General features: G+C 65.0%; 17 protein-coding genes, 1 tRNA gene and 1 pseudogene. 14 read left to right on the plus strand and 5 right to left on the minus strand.

Going from position 1 to position 16,063, the window contains the following annotated elements:
• Positions 1–7 precede the first annotated feature (7 nt).
• Positions 8–1,387 carry a DUF222 domain-containing protein gene (locus K7711_RS09035; RefSeq protein ID WP_222966457.1) on the minus strand — a complete coding sequence of 460 codons (1,380 nt, stop codon included), beginning with the start codon at positions 1,385–1,387 and terminating at the stop codon, positions 8–10.
• Positions 1,388–1,538: 151 nt separating this feature from the next.
• Here K7711_RS09035 and K7711_RS09040 point away from each other — a divergent pair.
• The 3 genes from K7711_RS09040 (at position 1,539) to K7711_RS09050 (ending at position 4,025) form a co-directional block, all read left to right on the plus strand.
• Positions 1,539–1,611: transfer RNA gene (locus K7711_RS09040), tRNA-Ala, on the plus strand.
• A 138-nt stretch (positions 1,612–1,749) separates the two neighbouring features.
• On the plus strand, positions 1,750–2,997 hold the full coding sequence (locus K7711_RS09045) for a tyrosine-type recombinase/integrase (RefSeq protein ID WP_222966459.1): 1,248 nt from the start codon (positions 1,750–1,752) through the stop codon (positions 2,995–2,997).
• A 335-nt stretch (positions 2,998–3,332) separates the two neighbouring features.
• On the plus strand, positions 3,333–4,025 hold the full coding sequence (locus K7711_RS09050) for a hypothetical protein (RefSeq protein ID WP_222966461.1): 693 nt from the start codon (positions 3,333–3,335) through the stop codon (positions 4,023–4,025).
• Between the two features lie 54 nt (positions 4,026–4,079).
• On the opposite strand, the gene K7711_RS09055 is transcribed toward K7711_RS09050, so the two are convergent.
• The 3 genes from K7711_RS09055 to K7711_RS09065 are packed head-to-tail and all read right to left on the minus strand — an operon-like array spanning position 4,080 to position 5,765.
• Positions 4,080–4,931, minus strand: a complete 852-nt coding sequence (locus tag K7711_RS09055) for a helix-turn-helix domain-containing protein (RefSeq protein ID WP_308014567.1) — start codon at positions 4,929–4,931, stop codon at positions 4,080–4,082.
• Positions 4,928–5,455: a DUF6879 family protein gene (locus tag K7711_RS09060; protein WP_222966464.1), complete on the minus strand. Its 528-nt coding sequence runs from the start codon at positions 5,453–5,455 to the stop codon at positions 4,928–4,930. The genes K7711_RS09055 and K7711_RS09060 overlap by 4 nt, the downstream gene beginning before the upstream one ends.
• Positions 5,433–5,765, minus strand: a complete 333-nt coding sequence (locus K7711_RS09065) for a hypothetical protein (RefSeq protein ID WP_222966466.1) — start codon at positions 5,763–5,765, stop codon at positions 5,433–5,435. Before K7711_RS09065 ends, K7711_RS09060 begins: the two co-directional genes overlap by 23 nt.
• A 218-nt stretch (positions 5,766–5,983) precedes the next feature.
• Between K7711_RS09065 and K7711_RS09070 the strand changes: the two genes are divergently transcribed.
• From K7711_RS09070 to K7711_RS49250, 3 genes are all read left to right on the plus strand, one after another.
• Positions 5,984–6,286: a hypothetical protein gene (locus K7711_RS09070; RefSeq protein WP_222966468.1), complete on the plus strand. Its 303-nt coding sequence runs from the start codon at positions 5,984–5,986 to the stop codon at positions 6,284–6,286.
• A 447-nt stretch (positions 6,287–6,733) separates the two neighbouring features.
• The gene (locus K7711_RS09075) at positions 6,734–7,360 is read left to right on the plus strand and encodes a hypothetical protein (RefSeq protein WP_222966470.1); all 627 of its coding nucleotides are present in this window, start codon (positions 6,734–6,736) and stop codon (positions 7,358–7,360) included.
• A 155-nt stretch (positions 7,361–7,515) separates the two neighbouring features.
• Positions 7,516–7,899 (plus strand): pentapeptide repeat-containing protein, encoded by a 384-nt coding sequence (locus K7711_RS49250; RefSeq protein ID WP_222966901.1) that lies wholly within the window; start codon positions 7,516–7,518, stop codon positions 7,897–7,899.
• 293 nt (positions 7,900–8,192) lie between these two features.
• On the opposite strand, the gene K7711_RS09085 is transcribed toward K7711_RS49250, so the two are convergent.
• Positions 8,193–8,663 carry a hypothetical protein gene (locus K7711_RS09085; RefSeq protein WP_222966472.1) on the minus strand — a complete coding sequence of 157 codons (471 nt, stop codon included), beginning with the start codon at positions 8,661–8,663 and terminating at the stop codon, positions 8,193–8,195.
• 575 nt (positions 8,664–9,238) lie between these two features.
• Here K7711_RS09085 and K7711_RS09090 point away from each other — a divergent pair.
• The 8 genes and pseudogenes from K7711_RS09090 to K7711_RS09125 form a co-directional block, all read left to right on the plus strand.
• Complete coding sequence (locus K7711_RS09090; protein ID WP_222966474.1) at positions 9,239–9,598, plus strand: hypothetical protein; 360 nt, start codon at positions 9,239–9,241, stop codon at positions 9,596–9,598.
• A 470-nt stretch (positions 9,599–10,068) separates the two neighbouring features.
• Complete coding sequence (locus tag K7711_RS09095; protein WP_235746615.1) at positions 10,069–10,965, plus strand: hypothetical protein; 897 nt, start codon at positions 10,069–10,071, stop codon at positions 10,963–10,965.
• Positions 10,953–11,696, plus strand: coding sequence for a class II glutamine amidotransferase (locus K7711_RS09100; RefSeq protein WP_308014568.1), 744 nt, complete (start codon positions 10,953–10,955; stop codon positions 11,694–11,696). The genes K7711_RS09095 and K7711_RS09100 overlap by 13 nt, the downstream gene beginning before the upstream one ends.
• A gap of 144 nt (positions 11,697–11,840) precedes the next feature.
• Positions 11,841–12,935 (plus strand): hypothetical protein, encoded by a 1,095-nt coding sequence (locus K7711_RS09105; protein ID WP_235746616.1) that lies wholly within the window; start codon positions 11,841–11,843, stop codon positions 12,933–12,935.
• The gene (locus K7711_RS09110) at positions 12,923–13,693 is read left to right on the plus strand and encodes a class II glutamine amidotransferase domain-containing protein (RefSeq protein ID WP_222966476.1); all 771 of its coding nucleotides are present in this window, start codon (positions 12,923–12,925) and stop codon (positions 13,691–13,693) included. The genes K7711_RS09105 and K7711_RS09110 overlap by 13 nt, the downstream gene beginning before the upstream one ends.
• A gap of 201 nt (positions 13,694–13,894) precedes the next feature.
• Positions 13,895–14,017 (plus strand): annotated as a pseudogene (locus tag K7711_RS49630) (DNA-processing protein DprA); the annotation flags it as partial.
• 363 nt (positions 14,018–14,380) lie between these two features.
• Positions 14,381–15,436 carry an amidoligase family protein gene (locus K7711_RS09120; protein ID WP_235746976.1) on the plus strand — a complete coding sequence of 352 codons (1,056 nt, stop codon included), beginning with the start codon at positions 14,381–14,383 and terminating at the stop codon, positions 15,434–15,436.
• Positions 15,424–16,063 (plus strand): class II glutamine amidotransferase (locus K7711_RS09125; RefSeq protein ID WP_222966478.1); only part of this gene is annotated, 640 nt, incomplete at its 3' end. The genes K7711_RS09120 and K7711_RS09125, both read left to right, overlap by 13 nt.

A 16,063-nucleotide genomic window follows, 5' to 3' on the forward strand; every position in this document is an offset into this window, starting at 1 on the left:
ATCCCCCTCAGCGACTTGGGTTTTCGACAACAAGGTGACCGGGCGGCTCGTTCTCGGGCGTCATCGAGACCAGCTCCGGATGGACGAACGCGCCGTGCTCGATCGGGTAGGTCAGGTCGACAGTGGACGGGTGCGGTGGTGCGGAAACACTTGCAGGGGAGGGCCATATAGCATCGAACGCCTCGATATCGGTGTGTGGAAACAGATATCGCTCACCCTCGCGGAGGGTGGTGCGCTCATCGCCGGTGGGACTCCTCCAGCGTAGCCGATCGGCATCGACGCAGTCGATCCGCCACGACGTCTCCCCTCGCCCGGCCGCAGCTTTCAAGCGAAGATGACGTGTACACAACACGGCGAGGTTCGCCAGAACCGTCCCCCGGCGCGCGGCATCGAACGGAACACTGTGGTCCAGTAGCGATTCCGAGGACGGCATCGTGCACCCGGGAAAACGGCACATGCCATCGAGCGCGCGGACATCCCGCTCCTGCCACTGCGCCGGGTCGGGCCGCGCCGCCTCCTCCGAACTGGTCGGATCGTCGATTCGCTCCGGAATCAGTTGGAACCGAGCGTATTCCGCGATCCGGCGAACGAGCGCCGCATCGATCGGACCGTAGCCCGCCAGATGAGCCGGGGCATCGCGCTCACCCAGGAACGCCTGGGCGGGCACACCGATCTGGATCAAGGGCCGCCGTGATGGCTCGGATTCCGGTGCGGTACAGCGTTTTCCGCGCCCACACGTGCAACGCAGATGTCGCGACCCGTCGGCCAGCGCCACCAGCGCATCCGCACGCCGCTGTGCCATCGTGCGCGGATCGGACCGGCACACCTGCAGACTCATCTCCCGCAAACGCATCGCGACCGTCTGCGCGCCCACCGCGGGAACCACACCGTCGAACACCGCCATACCGTCCTGCACGGCCTTGATGCGCACATCGCGATCGCCCTCACGCCGCTCGCGACGACGACTCTCACCCGCAGGATCGAGCCTGGCCACCCAGCGCCGCACCGTCTGCCGCAGCCGCGCGGGCGGCAGCCGCTCCGCCACATCGATCAGCGTCGGTTCGACATCGGCGAGCAACTCCTCCGGCAGATCCCGCACGTTTTCCACCAGGACCTGCGTCCGCGCCAGATCGATCCGCCCGGAAGCGAACGCCTCGCGAATCCGCGGCAGCCGGTCGAGCCCGATCCCGATATCGATCAGCCCCGCCGCCACCGTCTCGGAGATCTGCACCGCCATCGACGCCTCGGCCGCGGCGAACTCCGCGCCCCGCTCCGCCGCCGCCCGCCGCCGATACAACTCCCGCACGGCAAGCACCTCGGCAGCCTGCGCGAAGGCCGCCGCCCCATGCGCCCGCCGCACCGCGTCGAGCAGCCCCTCATCGGTCATCCCCTGAAGCTCTCCGCCATCGAACATGTGTTCGATCCTACCTTTCGAACACCCGTTCCACCACCCCGTTGTCCAGGCGATTTGGCGGCAAATACCCACGTGGTGTAACTTCGTTCAAGCCGAAGGGGAACACCCCCGAGGCAAACTTCACGGGGCTATGGCGCAGCTGGTAGCGCACCACACTGGCAGTGTGGGGGTCAGGGGTTCGAGTCCCCTTAGCTCCACTCAGGAATCTGCATGTCGGAGGCAGGATAGCTAGACTGTCTCCGTTCAGGTCAACACTCGCGGTCAACACTCGTTACCAGCGGTCGGTAACAGCACATCTCAGGGGATGTCGGCTGATACCCAACCGGAGGTAACAGATGCCCACCCCACGTCCCCGTCCTCGCAGCGACGGAACGGTCGCCTGGCAGGTGCCGTTCAGCATCTACGAGTACGGCCGCCGTCGCCAGACCTCGGAGACGTTCGACACGCTGGATGACGCCTCCCGCTGGGCCGATCTGCTCGATCGTATCGGCGTCGAGCAGGCACTGAAGGTCCTCGACGCCCAACAGAACGACCTGCAGCGCGAGGTCGTCACGGTAACGGCGTGGCTGCGCCGCTACGCGGACCTGCGGACGGGGATACAGTCCGATTCCCGTCGCAAATATCACCGCTACATCGACAACGATATCGACCCGTTCATGGGCTACCTGCCGATCGAGGCCGTCACACAGGAGACCGACGCTTCCTTCGTAGTTCATCTGGAAGAGGACAAAGGCAACGCCCCCAAGACAATCCACAACAAGCACGGCTTCCTGTCCGCGGGCATGCGCGCGGCGGCCGAACTACGCCCGACACCGCTGATCGCATTCAACCCGTGCGCGACCACACGGCTGCCGCGGGTGGACACCCCGGAAATCGAGATCTTCGACGACACCGAATGGGAGCTGTTCGAACAGCTCATGCCGCCACGGTGGCGCCCGCAGGCCGAATTCGGCCTCGTCTCCATGGCACGCCCCGGTGAGATCAGTGCGCTGCTGGTCGGGGACGTGAACCGCAAGACCGGTGCTGTGCGGATCAACAAGGCATGGAAAGACCAGGGAAGCCGGATGGTCCTCGGCAAGCCGAAGACCAAGCGCGGCGTGCGGACGGTCAACATCCCCCTGGAAAGCCTGGACCGGCTCGACTTGGATCGCCCTCGCGATGAGCTTCTGTTCCACACCACCCAAGACACCCCGATTCGGTCGGTCTACTTCTACGAGAAGGCATGGCTCCCCGCCCTACGGCGGCTACAAGCGCTGCATGATCTGAATTTCAGGCCCTTCACCAGGGCGGCAGGCTGGACTGGGGCCGATCCCGAGATGCTGCTCGACCAGTTCGAAGACACTGTGCCGACCTTGATCGCCAAACGCCTGACGCCCTACACACTCCGGCATACAGGCATCTCGTGGCGACTGCAGGACGGTATCCCGCTGTTCGTGGTCTCACGCGACGCGGGCCACGAATCGACCAGTACCACCGATCGCATCTACGGACACAACAACCGCAGGGCCAGCGAATCTGCGGCGCTCGTCGTCGCCAGCCGACTCCCCCGCGTCCGAAGGGCCCTTCTGCAGATCGCGGCCTGACTGCGACGGCGGCGGTTTCGATGTCGCCGTTTCCTTACGCAACGGTAATGAAATGCTATGGAATGGAATGAAATTCAATGGCAGAGGTAAGTGGGGCCCAAATCATGTCCACCGCCTCCACGCGTACGTGTCAATTCCCCACGGGACCCGACAGCGTGTGCGGGGCACAGATCGTGAACACCGGGCCAGTGCGAGGCGCTCCTCGGCAGTACTGTGACCATCCCGATCACACAGCGCAGAAGGCACTCCGACTCAAACGCAAACTGGCCGACCAGGCATTACGGGACGAACCAGTGCCTCAGGTAGAGCGACCCATTGCCGGCGGAATCGTCACGTTGTCCGCCCTCATCGGGCGAATTGAACAGCTGCAGGGTGAGCTGGCCGCCATAGTGACCGACGTCGGCACGGTCGTTGCTTCCATCACCAACCCTGAAGCCCTGACACGCGAGATCATATCGATCGAGCGGGATGCTGAACTCAAGATGGCGGCGATCGAACGGGCCAAGGCCGGCGCAGAGAGGGCCGCAGAGGTCATGTCGCGACGACTCGGCGAGGTCACCGAACTCGAGGCACTGGCAGCTGCAGCCGCCGAGGAATCAGGTGCGGTCGCGAAGGAAGCGATAGAACGTGCCGAAAGGATTGCCACCACGGCTGTGGAAGAGACTGCGGCAGCTCGCGCCGATCTGGACCAAGTTCGCATCGAGTGCGACCGGACGGTGCGGCAACAGCGCGAGAGATGCGAGCGCGCCCTTACTGCGCAGGCTGACGCAGAGGACGAACGCGACAGCGCCATAGCCAAGGCACACGCTGACGCCGAAGAACTAGCGGCACTTCGTCAGCGGCTCAGCGAGCAGGAACAGCAGCACCGCCAGCAACTCGAAGCACGAGACATCGAGTACGCACGAGCCATCACTGCCGCACACGCGATGGCCGACCGAGCCGCGCGCGAACAGCGCGAGCAGGTCAACCAGATCCTGGACAGCTATTCGGCGGGCGGTCCGCGCATCCCGGAGTCCACCAGGAAATAAGAGTCATATGTGCTGCTGGCAATGCGGCACCTGAGTATCAATCTGCCGGGCAGATCAGCGCAGCTGCACACCGCCCGTGCGTCCATCGAGCGCGTTCGCGATGAGCGCACGGGCGGCATCTCCGTAGACGGCCTTAGTGTGTAGCCCGCCCCACAGTCGTTCGTACAGTTCCAGTTCGCTGGGTGCGGTGATGGTGAGTTCGGCGCTGGCGGTTTCGATCAGGGCTTGCCGACGATCGAATAGATGGAAGCTGCCGGAGAGATAGACGAATTCGGCGCGCAGCGGAACGATGCCGAAGTGCAGGCGTGGGTTACCGAACGCCACATAGAGCAGGTGCCGCAGTTGCCCAGCCATCACCTCGTCATCGCCGAGGGTGGTGTGTAGCGCCGCCTCATTGATCAGCACAGCCACCCGCGTGCCACCGGTGCGCAGGATGTTCTGACGTGACATCCGTGCCAGGACAGCGGTATCCAGATCATCGAGGGTGCCTAGGAATCCGATGCACTGGGCGAGCACCGCGCGGGCATACGGTTCGGTCTGGAGCAGGCCCGGCACGATGGTGGGGTTGTAGATGCGAAGTTCTCGCGTCTCGGATTCGAGTTCCCGGCCGCGCTGCTGGCGGCGGGTGTGTCCGGCAGCGGTGATCCTCCGCCACTCGGCCCACTGCGCGCGGACATTGCGCAGCGCCGCAACCAGATCGGGGAGCGCGAGCGTTGCATCACACACCCGGCACCACACCGCCAAGTCGGATTCGCTCGGCATCTGTTTGCCGTGCTCGATGCGGGATGTCTTGGACCAGTGCCACCCGGCGGCGGTGGACAACTGCCGTCCGTCCAGCCCGGCGTCTTGGCGTAGCTCCCGAAGGCGTGCTCCGAGAGCTACTTTCGCCCGTGCTGCTCCATTCACTCCTTGCGGTACTCCTCGAACGGTGTTGCCGCAGGCCATACCCGGTCACGGATCGCGACCGCGTGAGCGACGATCGCCGGTTCGTCGGTCAGCGCCGCACCGGCCCAGATCCCGCGTTCATCGAACAGCGAGAACGCGACCGCTCGCTCATCGAACAACCAGAAATCCTCGGCCGAGGCGTCGCCGGGCAGCGCCGCATGCCTTGCAAGATAACGGATCTCCTCACCGGCGACGATGTTGTGCGGGCTCAGCGCGAGCAGATACCGCGTGTACTGGGTGTGCGGCTCGGTGACGATCCGTGCACGCCGCACCGCCACGCCGCGCGCCACCGTGGTGGCGACGTGGTTCGTCCAGCCCGAGAACCATTCCCCGCCGGGGTCGGTGGTCTCGTCGGCACGAAACGCGGCCAGCGACTCGGACTCCGATTCGCTCGCGTAGTCGTCGTGGGTTTCCAGATGGAACGCGGCCCGCTGCGCCGTTGCGAATTCGGGCCGCAGCTCGTCAGCGCCGCGAAGCAGGCGCATCCGGGAGCACCTCCTGACCGATCGGTACCAGCACGGCGCTCTCGTGCGCGGGAATCGCCATGATCGCCAACGCTTCCGTGTCGGTGAGCGGTTCTCCGGACAGCAGGAACGAACCGTGCCCAGTGTCGCGCACACCCGAAATGCAGGTGCCCGGCTCGGCGTATCGGAGCAACCGGTGCGGGATTTCGACGATGCTGGGGTCGTCGGTCGCCCAGCCTTGCACCGCGTAGCGCGGCGGAGTGGTTTCAGTGACGTAGAGCCGGGGGGAGCCGTCGCCGCCCGAATCACCACCGATGAATCGAACCTGCATGGTGCTGTCCTCTCGTGGTGCGAGTGCGGGCCGAGTGCGCGGTCCAATTTCGATTGTCGTTGTGTTGCACGGCAAATGACAACCAGTTGCGCACTCTCACGCACTTTTGTTCCGGGCGCGAACTTCACCCGCTTAGCGTGCTTTTCATGCCTCGCCGCCGGGAGCCTCGCAACCGGCAGCGAGCTGATCCAGCGAGACAGTAGACAACAGGGGATGCTATGGCAGAGCCGACCGCATTCGGATGGATCGACTTCGAGGTGTCCTCCGCGCCCGAGTGGCATCGGGCCCAGGTGATCCGGCTCGCGCGGACACTCGGGTACCGGATCATCTGGCCCGACGAGCGATCCCTACTGCCTGTGGCCGACCAGGCGCGCGAGGCAGGGGCCGACATCGTGATACTGCCCGCACCCGATCACCTCGCCCCTACCGACCTGACCAGAACGATGGACTTTGTCGACGTGGAGGTGGTGCGGCCCCGGCTGACCTTCGCCCGATGGCGTCCGATTGGGGCTCGGCGGTGATCTGGCTCGGGTGGATAGTCACGATCGGCCTGCCGACGGCGGTCATCGGCTGGGCGGTCCTGTGGCCCGAACCCGTCCCGCGGGCGAACATCGTGGAGGCTCCTCGCCGGAGGATCGAGGAGGGCTCCTCGCCGACGACGACACCGCCGCGATCTCTTCGGCCTTCACCACCTTGAAATCCGTGCTGGCGGTACACAGACCAACGGTGCGTATTGGGCATCGACTCCGCCAACACGAATCACGGTGGAGTACCCACAAGGAGGAGTCCAGCATGGTATTCGATCGGCATCGGCGAATACCTTCAGTTGCCGGGCCAAGGCTCGACATTCCGAGTACTCAGGTGTTCCATTGAAGCGGCCGACCGACGCCAGACCGGCCACACGGAGACCAGCACCCTTGAATCGGCCAAACGCCACGTCCATGGCACTGCAAGGACCGGATATATCTATGAATATCGACGACATTGCCTGCCCGTCGTGCAGACGAACCGACTGGGTTCAATCCCTGCCCTCGATTCGATCCACCGGCGTATCCAAAGTATCCAGTTCTGAAACCTTCACAGCAGTGGGCTTCAGCTCGAACGGCTTCGTCCCAATCATCGGTACCTCGCGGACCGAGGAAAATCGGACCACGGAACTCACCGAGGCAACCGCCTACGCACCGCCGCAGATCGCGACGACATGCCCCTTGGTGTTGGGCCTGCTGCTGACGATCCCTGCGGCCATCGTGCTCATTGGCGGCATCAGCGACTTGATCACGCACCCAGGAGTGCAAAACCCAACCATCACAACGACTCTCGGCGAGACCATCGTCCGAATGATCTTCGTTCTCATGGCAGCTATTCCGGCAGCTGTGGCGTTCCTTATCGCTGCAATCCGCATACGCCGAAACGGCCTGATCACCCACGGGTGCAGCGCGGCGTACGAGGTTTGGCGGACCGGCTTCTACTGCCATCGCTGTGAAACCTGTTACTTCCCAATCACATCCAACGAGCGCATCCCGGCCCGGCAACCACTGTCCACGGCCCAATTCCGGCGGATCGTCTGGAGCGCAGGAGGTTACGCGAACATCTGACATGCATCCCCGCGATACTGCCGGTATGGAACGCACAAGACCGATTCGACGACCGCCCGACACAGGTTCCAGCTCTCCGGATAGGTCTCAACATGACAGAAAAAGACTGGCAGGCCAATTCTTTCGCGATCCACCGATCCTCAACCTGACCTGAAATATCCCCTGGCGACGTCTGGTTCGACCACGCGACCTTCTCCGAAACCGCCTCGTTCCGCGACGCGACCTTCTCCGGCGGCGTCTCGTTCGCCGCCGCAACCTTCTCTGAAACCGCCTGGTTCGACGACGCGACCTTCTCGGGCACCACCGAGTTCGATGGCGCGACCTTCTCCGGGAACGCCCGGTTCGACCGCGCCAACTTCTCTGGGGCCGCCTGGTTCTCCCACGCGTCGTTCTCCGACACCGCTGTGTTCGAGAACGTGGACTTCGGTACCAAGCCCATTTCGTTCGCCGAACCCAAACGGTGGGGGCCACCGGCACCGGTCTTCGACTGGTCTGCGGACATCACCTTGAAACCCGCCAATGTCGAACCCCAGGGTTGACCGCCAGTCGCGGTGACACGGTTGCCCTCTTCATAGTGAAGAGGGTGTTGGAAATCGATCGTTTTTCCGACACTCGACCAGTCGGCGGAGAGTCCCTGGTCGGCCTCGCCGGACCACTGTCGGAAAAACATGTCGAAAAGTCTTGCTGTGCAACAAGTCCTGTCGGACCTTTCTCGTACAGTCACGCCACGACCGAAACCTCCGCCGCGCCCGCGGTGCTGCGAGACGACGCATGTGTCGCCCCTCGTGGCGGTCTGGACGGGCACAGAACTCGGCCAGTCTGTTTGCCCTCTTCACTTTTCCGTTGTCCGGCTTCGTAAAGTGTCGGAGTCGTCTTTCTCCTCACTCCCGGGGTGGGATCCACTCGTACGGCCAACCTCCGGCAGCAGAGCAGCATCTTCGGATCCATTTCCCGCCAGCGGGTTTGGCTGCCCCGAGGCTATGTCCGGTTGTGCTCTGACCAGTTTCGTTGTTTCTGTCTGGCGGGATGCGGAGATCAGCTGTCGTGCACGCTTCGTACTGATTTCGAGTAGTTCGGCGATCTCGGTGTCGGTGTGGCCTTGGTCTTGGATTGTGGAGGCCGCTGCTGCCTGCGCTTGTTCGTGACCGGCGATCTCCTGTTCGGCGTGAGCGGTGACGTCTTCGATCCGGCGTTTGAGGTCGTCGATGTCGGTATCGCGGCGCTGTTGCACGAGCCCGATGGCGTGCCATGCGTTGATGTAGTCCCGCACTGCTGCGGTGACGATCTTTTCGCGTTCACGCACCGCGGCTCGGCGGTCCAGGGCTCTGCGGCGTGAGCGTTGCAGGCGTGCGGCGACTTCCGGTGATGACCCGCGGCGGACGCGGGCGGGGCGGGGGCGGCGATTTTCGTCCATAACGAACTCCTGACACGTGTGAAACCGGTCAGTCCCTCGCACACGCCACCATACCCGGTGCCGCTGGCTCGAGTGCATACACAGACCGGCTCTATCGATCCCGCTGGGTAGCAGTCCTGCCCCTGAGCAAGCGCCCTGGACGCCTTGAGGTCCGGACACACATGGCATCCAAGCGAATTCGATCGTTTCGCCTGCTCAACAGACCCGTACATCCGTCAAATTCGCACCGGCGCCAGGGGCCATCCCCTCTACCGAGGAAGGAGACATCCGTGACTTGTGAGCCTGAACCGTCAGCCCTCGGCGATATGCGTGATCTGTTCGGGCACATCGAATCCACGATGAACACTGTGTTCGCGCAGCGAGAGTGTATGGAGGATGAGATCCGCCACGCGCAGGAACGTCACCCTGCGACGCGGGATCTGTTGTGGCACAGCGATGGGCTGTGTGTGCCGACTCATCGAGTGATGTCGACCGAGTTCATATATCGCAGCCATGTGCGCGAGTTGCTCGAACGTGTTGCCGCAGGCGCCGATACCCGGCCAGGCACCGCAGCCGAGGTTGCCGCGGCGATGATGACCACCAGCCTCGCCGGGCCGCTCAACAGCACTGGCATGGGCTTGTATCTGCGGATGTGGCGCAAGGCCGGTTTCTCTCCGGTCGGCGACTCGACACGCGACTACTACGAAGACGCCGTGGGCCCGCTGATCGACGATGCCGAGACCACGACCCGCCGCAAACTGGCAGCCGCTACCCGCACGCTGGGCACCATCACCTGCACCGGACACCACGACCCGAACTGCCAATTCACCGCCCCCGGCCACTGAACGCTCACGCGCCTCGCCCGACTCGGATGCCGGCTTCACTCTGGCCTCCTTCCGCGGCGTGACCGCCGCCTGCTCTCCGAATGTTGTTGACGCCGTGACGGATTCCGCCGTCACGGCATTCGTCGTTTCTGCACCCGTTTCAGGAGGCGATCCTCATGCCCTATCTGTCGGTGTCTCTCGCCCCGCCGTGCGCGCTGTGCGGATCCCGAACTGCCGGTGTCCGCCACGGCACCGCCGAGAACGAAACCGTCTGTACCGCATGCCTTTCCATGATGTCGTGGTGTGACCGGTGCCGGGCCCCGAGCCGGGTACTGGTCACGACCTCCGATTCGGGGAACTGGTGCGGCGCGTGCGTGGCCGGGGTCGCGATATGCGCGCACTGCGGCCGCTACAGCGACAATCAGGTCCCCGCAGTGGGTGGAGTCACTGTGTGCGCGGTGTGCGCACACCGTCATTTCGATCAGTGCAGCATGTGCGCGCTCTGGGCCGCGACGACGCGCTACGTTTCCGGCGGGCGTCGCGTCTGCCAGGGTTGCGCGGCCGGGTTCGCCCCGTGTGAGGACTGCGGCACGCTGCTGCCGGACTACACCGCTTGTGATGCGTGTCATTCGGGTCCAGAGGTGTGGAATTACAGCTATAAACCCGATCCCCGCTTTTACGGCACCGGACCGCTATATCTGGGGATGGAGCTGGAAATCATTGTCCCTCAACGCCATCGGCACGAAGCGATATCCGCGGTCACTGACGCGGTCGGGCGGCTGGCGTACCTGAAGAACGATTCCTCGATCGAGCCGTCGGGGTTCGAGCTGGTTACCCATCCGATGGATTTCCCGTTCGCGATGGGTGAGTTCCCGTGGCCGTTGCTGGGTGAGCTGTCCGCGCTGGGCTGCAGCTCGGATCGGCGGGTCGGATTGCATGTGCATGCCTCGCGTGCCGGGTTCTGTTCCCCCGCGCACATCTACCGGTGGGCTACGTTCCTGTACCGCAACGAGATCGCGGTCACCGAACTCGCTGGCCGCCGGTCTCGGTACGCGCGGTTCTCTCCCCAGGCGCGCACCCGCATCAAGGACACCGCCAAGGGGCATCCACACGGAAACGACGTGGACCGCTACCAGGCGGTGAACCCGCATCCCCGCCACACCCTCGAGGTGCGGATATTCGCCGGATCGCTGAATCCGGTCCGGGTTCAGGCCGCGCTGAGCTTCGTGGCAGCCTCGATCGAATACACCCGCGGTCTCACCGCGCATGACATCGCTGCCCATCACGGTTGGGACTGGCCGCGATTCACCGACTGGGTGCACGCCCACACCGGCTACCCGGCCCTGTCCGAGCGTCTGGGAGAGGTGAGCCTGGCGTGTGCCTCCTGACATTCTTCCCCGGCGGTGTCGGCCCGGACCTGTCCGCTCTCGCGATCGGCGCGAGCATCAATCGCGACGGTCACGGATGGGCCGTGCTCACCGACACACAGATCGTCACCGGGCACGGGATGGACGCCGATCAGGTGATCGCCGAATTCGCGCACGCCCGGGACCAACACCCGAACGGGCCCGCGGTGTTCCATTCCCGGTGGGCCACCCGCGGCATCATCACCCTCGGCAACTGCCATCCGTTCCCCCTGGGGCGCGATGAGCGAACCTGGCTGGCACACAACGGAACCCTGCCCCAGCGCGTGCATCCACGCCCGTACGATCCGCGGTCGGACACCCGGATCGCCGCCGAGGACTACCTCCCCAAGCTGCCGTTCGGGTCGGTCGATACCCGGCGCGGATTCCGGGGCCTGGAATCCTGGCTCGGCCACAGCAAACTCGTCCTGCTGACCCTCGACCCCGCCTACGCCCATCGCTCGTATGTGTTCAACGAGCACCTCGGGATCTGGGAGTCGGGCATCTGGTACTCCAACACCGGCTACCAAGCCCGCCAACCCCGGTCGTGGCGGGGCCCGTGCCGGTACTGCCGCACCCACGGCCCCGAGCCAGGAAGCCGGTACTGCAGCCGGTGCGGCTGGTGCTTCATCTGCCTGGCCGACTTCGCCGACTGCGACTGCTACTCACTGGCCTCCCGCCGCCGCCCGCGCACCTGCGCTGCGTCCCGGCCCTGACGGCGACGAGTCCGACCGATCCGAGGGCACCCCGCGTCTGGTCGTACGCCGTTCCCCCGTTCGCACCGTTTTCGACGGCCCCGCACCCTATCCGCCCCGGGGTGCGGGGCCGTCGTCGTTTCCGTTGAAGAGAGGCGATCTGTCATGCCTGTGTCCGACGATGTGCAGTGCCGCAACTGTTCTGCCGTGCTGCCAGAGGATTCACCCGATTCGCGTTTGTGCCAGGACTGCGGGGATTGGTCAGTCTGCGAGGGATGCGCGCGGCCCGCCGAGGAGCTGTACCTCGCCGTCGACAGTAGTGAACTGTGTGAGGACTGCTGCGCGGACTACGGGCTGTGTGATCGCTGCGACCGGTACGACGAGAGCACCTACACCCTCGATAACGACGACGTGATCTGCGAGGGCTGCTCCTCATTGTATGACGAGTGCGGCAACTGCTACACCCTGCTGGCCGAGGGGCACACATACTGCGAATCCTGCGGGCACGCAATCGGATCCGACGACCGTATCCACGACTACTTCTACAAGCCCGCACCCCGGTTCCATGGAGCCGGGCCGCTGTTCCTCGGGTTCGAACTCGAGATCAAGACCCTGCCCCGGGCACTGGAAGAGTGTGTCGATCTGGCTCTGGACCGGCTGCGCGGTCTGGGCTATTTGAAGGAGGACTCCTCGATCGGGTGCGGGTTCGAACTCGTCACCCACCCGATGAGTTACGCGTACGCGATCGACCGGTTCCCATGGGATCTGCTGCCCGCCCTGGCCGCGCGAGGCGCGTACACCGACCGCCACGTCGGATTGCACGTGCATGTCTCCCGTGCCGGATTCTCCTCCCCCACTCACGCGTATCGGTGGCTCAAGTTCGTGTATCGCAACCAGGGCCCGGCCACGGTGCTCGCGCGCCGGGATCCGGCCTCCTGGGCGAGTTTCGACCCCTACGCCCGCTCGAGGACCGCTCGCATTGTCAAGGGTGAGCGCGGATTCGGACGCTGCCAGGCGGTCAACGCCGAGCCCGAGGACACCTTCGAGGTGCGGATCTTCGCCAGTTCCCTGCACCCGCAGCAGGTTCACGCCGCCCTCGGGTTCGTCGACGCCACCGTCGCGTACACCCGCACCCTCACCGCCGCCGACATCGCGCGCCGCCGCGGCTGGGAATGGACCGCGTTCACCACCTGGCTGCGTACCCGCCCCGCCTACACCCCGTTGCTGACCGAACTGGAGGACCTGGCATGTGCATCCTGACCTACTTCGCCCCGGGTATCGCACCCGACCTGGACGCCCTGTGGGGTGGGGCGCTGGCCAACCCGCACGGCCACGGCTACGCCGTCATCACCGGGGACCGGATCGTGGTCGGGCGCGGCTTGGACCCCGACGTGGTGATCAGTGAATTCGCCGCTGTGCGTGGCGAATACCCCGAGGGTGCGGCGTTGTTCCATTCCCGTCTGGCCACGCACGGCCCGATCGACCTGGCCAACACCCATCCCTTCGCGGTCGGTGGCGACGAGCGAACCGTCATCGCGCACAACGGGATCCTGCCCGCCAGCATGCACCCGGGGCCCGGTGATCTGCGCTCGGATACCCGCATCGCCGCCGAGGACTTCCTGCCCCGCCAGCCCTTCGGATCGCTGAACTCCCGCATCGGGCATGACCGGCTCGAGCGGTGGCTCGGCACCGACAAGATGGTGCTGTTCACGGTCGATCCCGCCTATCAGCAGCGTGTCCTGCTGTTCAACCAAGACCTCGGACACCGCAGCGATGCAGGGATCTGGTACTCGAACCTGTCCTACCGCACCCCGCGATGGGCATACGGCAGTGACTACAGCATCGAGGACGAGGTGTACTGCCTCGATTGCGGCGAATACGACCCCGAACGCCCCGGCTCGCACTGCACCTACTGCGGATTCTGCGCCGAGTGCCTGCGGACCTTCCCGCACTGCGAATGCCGCGACCTGCACGGCCGCGACCGATACGCGGACCTCAATGAATACCTCACCGCCTGATCGCCGGTCGCCGAATCAGCCGGGCCCGCCAGGTTCACCGCGGCGGCGGGGCACCGCCGCGCGCATCGCTCATGCCAATCCGTTTTCGCCGAGAGGAGCACCACTGTGCAGTCGATGACCGACACCACGCATACACCCGACCCGCAGCGGCGGAGTACCTGCCCGGCACCGGACCGGTGAAATCTCGGTTCCTGGCGAGGAATCGGATCAACAGAGGCGCTCTCGCGCGGAGTGTTGGTGTGCGAAACGGGCCTGCGCAGCGGCGCAGCCAACACCGTGCAGTGGGCCACCCGGCTGGGCCGCCCGGTCGGTGCGGTACCAGACCCGATCATCGACCACATCGAGGTACTCACCGCCGGTAGCCGACATGCCAGCGGCCTCACCATGTTCGGGCGGGCTCCACCGCTGATACCGCCGGTCCACGTCAGGTCGGTTCCTTCGGCCCGATCCCCATCACAGCGCCCCGTCCTGTCCGCCCCAGCGGACCGGACGGGGCGCTGTCGTCTGCATGCATCCCTCTGTCCCGAAAGGCGATTACTCATGCCTTCTGCTGTGACTCAGGCGCGTTGCTCGACATGTTCGACTGCCCTGCGGTCCGACGATCCGAGCACCGACCATCCGCTCTGCGACGTCTGCACCCAAACCTCTTGGTGCGATGAGTGTTCCCTGCCCGCGACCGAACAACATATGACCGTCGATGACGGGGTGCTGTGTGGCGACTGCGTCACCGCATGGTCCGCGTGCGGGCGCTGCGACCGCTACACCCAGGACACCGACGGCACTGTCGAGGACGGGCCGGTCTGCGACGACTGCGCCGCGCACTATTGCCGCTGCGACGACTGCGGGCTCCTGGATCGATACCTGCGCGAGCTCGACAACGGCACCGAAATCTGCGCGCACTGCGCGATCGACTATTGCTCGTGTCAGCGCTGCGACGCACTGATCACCGGCTACGCCGACTACTGCTCGGATTGCTCGCGCAGCAACGGCATCCACGATTACAGCTACAAACCCACCCCGCTGTTCCACGGGACCGGACCGGTGTTTCTGGGCCTCGAACTCGAACTCAAAACCTCCGACGGGGATTGCTACGACTGTGCCCGCCTGGCCACCAGCACGTTGGGTCACCTCGGGTATCTCAAGGACGACGGTTCGATCGGGTACGGGCGCGGGTTCGAGGTGGTCACCCACCCGATGTCCTACCCGTACGCGATGCAGCAGTTTCCGTGGGATCTGCTACCCCGACTCGAGGAGCGTGGCGCGTACATCGATAGCGATGTCGGGATCCATGTGCACGTCTCCCGTGCGGGGTTCGCTTCGCCGGTGCACGTGTATCGGTGGATGAAGTTCTTCTACCGCAACGAATCCCACCTCACCCGGTTGGCGCGGCGCTCCTGCGACGAGTGGGCGGCGTTCGAGCCCGGCGCACGGGCCGGGATCGTCGATTTCGCCAAGGGCAACCATCAATGGGGCCTCGGGGACGGGGGCCGCTATCAGGCGATCAACACCCTGCCCGAGCACACCTTCGAGGTACGGATCTTCGCCAGTTCCCTGATCCCGCAACAGGTTCAAGCCGCCCTCGGGTTCGTGGCCGCCTCGGTCGAGTACACCCGCATTCTCACCAGCATCGACATCGCCCGCCGTCACGGCTGGGAATGGACCGCATTCGTGACCTGGCTGCGCGCCCATCCCGATTACGCGCCGCTGCTGGCCGAACTGGAGGACCTGGCATGTGCATCCTGACCTTCTACAAACCCGGCATCACCCCCGACCTCGACGCCCTTGCTGCCGGGGCGGATGTCAACCCGGACGGGCACGGCTACGCCGTCATCGCCGAGGACCGGATCCTGGTCGGTCACGGCCTGGACCCCGAGGAGGTGATCGACGAATTCGCTGCCGTGCGTGCACGATTCCCGCACACCCCGGCGTTGTTCCATTCCCGCCTGGCCACCCACGGACACATCGGCACCGACAACTGTCACCCCTTCCACGTCGGTGGTGACGAGCGAACGGTACTGGCGCACAACGGGATCCTGCCCGCCACGGTGCAACCCCTCACCGGTGATCCGCGCTCGGACACCCGGATCGCGGCCGAGGATTTCCTCCCCCGGCAGCCGTTCGGACCGCTGGACTCGTGGACCGGCCGCTGCGGGCTCGAAACCTGGTTACGCACCGACAAAATGGTGCTGCTCACCCTCGACCCCGGCTACCGGCACACCGCCTACATCTTCAACGAACACCTCGGGCACCACAGCGACGACGGGATCTGGTACTCCAACACCACCTACCAGTGGGCCCTGAAATCTCACTGGCACAGCGCATCCGGCCCGAACGTCCTGGACGAGGCGTACTGCGGGTTGTGCGGCGACG

It is taken from the genome of Nocardia coffeae (genome assembly GCF_019890715.1).
GTDB classification, from domain to species: Bacteria; Actinomycetota; Actinomycetes; order Mycobacteriales; family Mycobacteriaceae; genus Nocardia; species Nocardia jiangxiensis.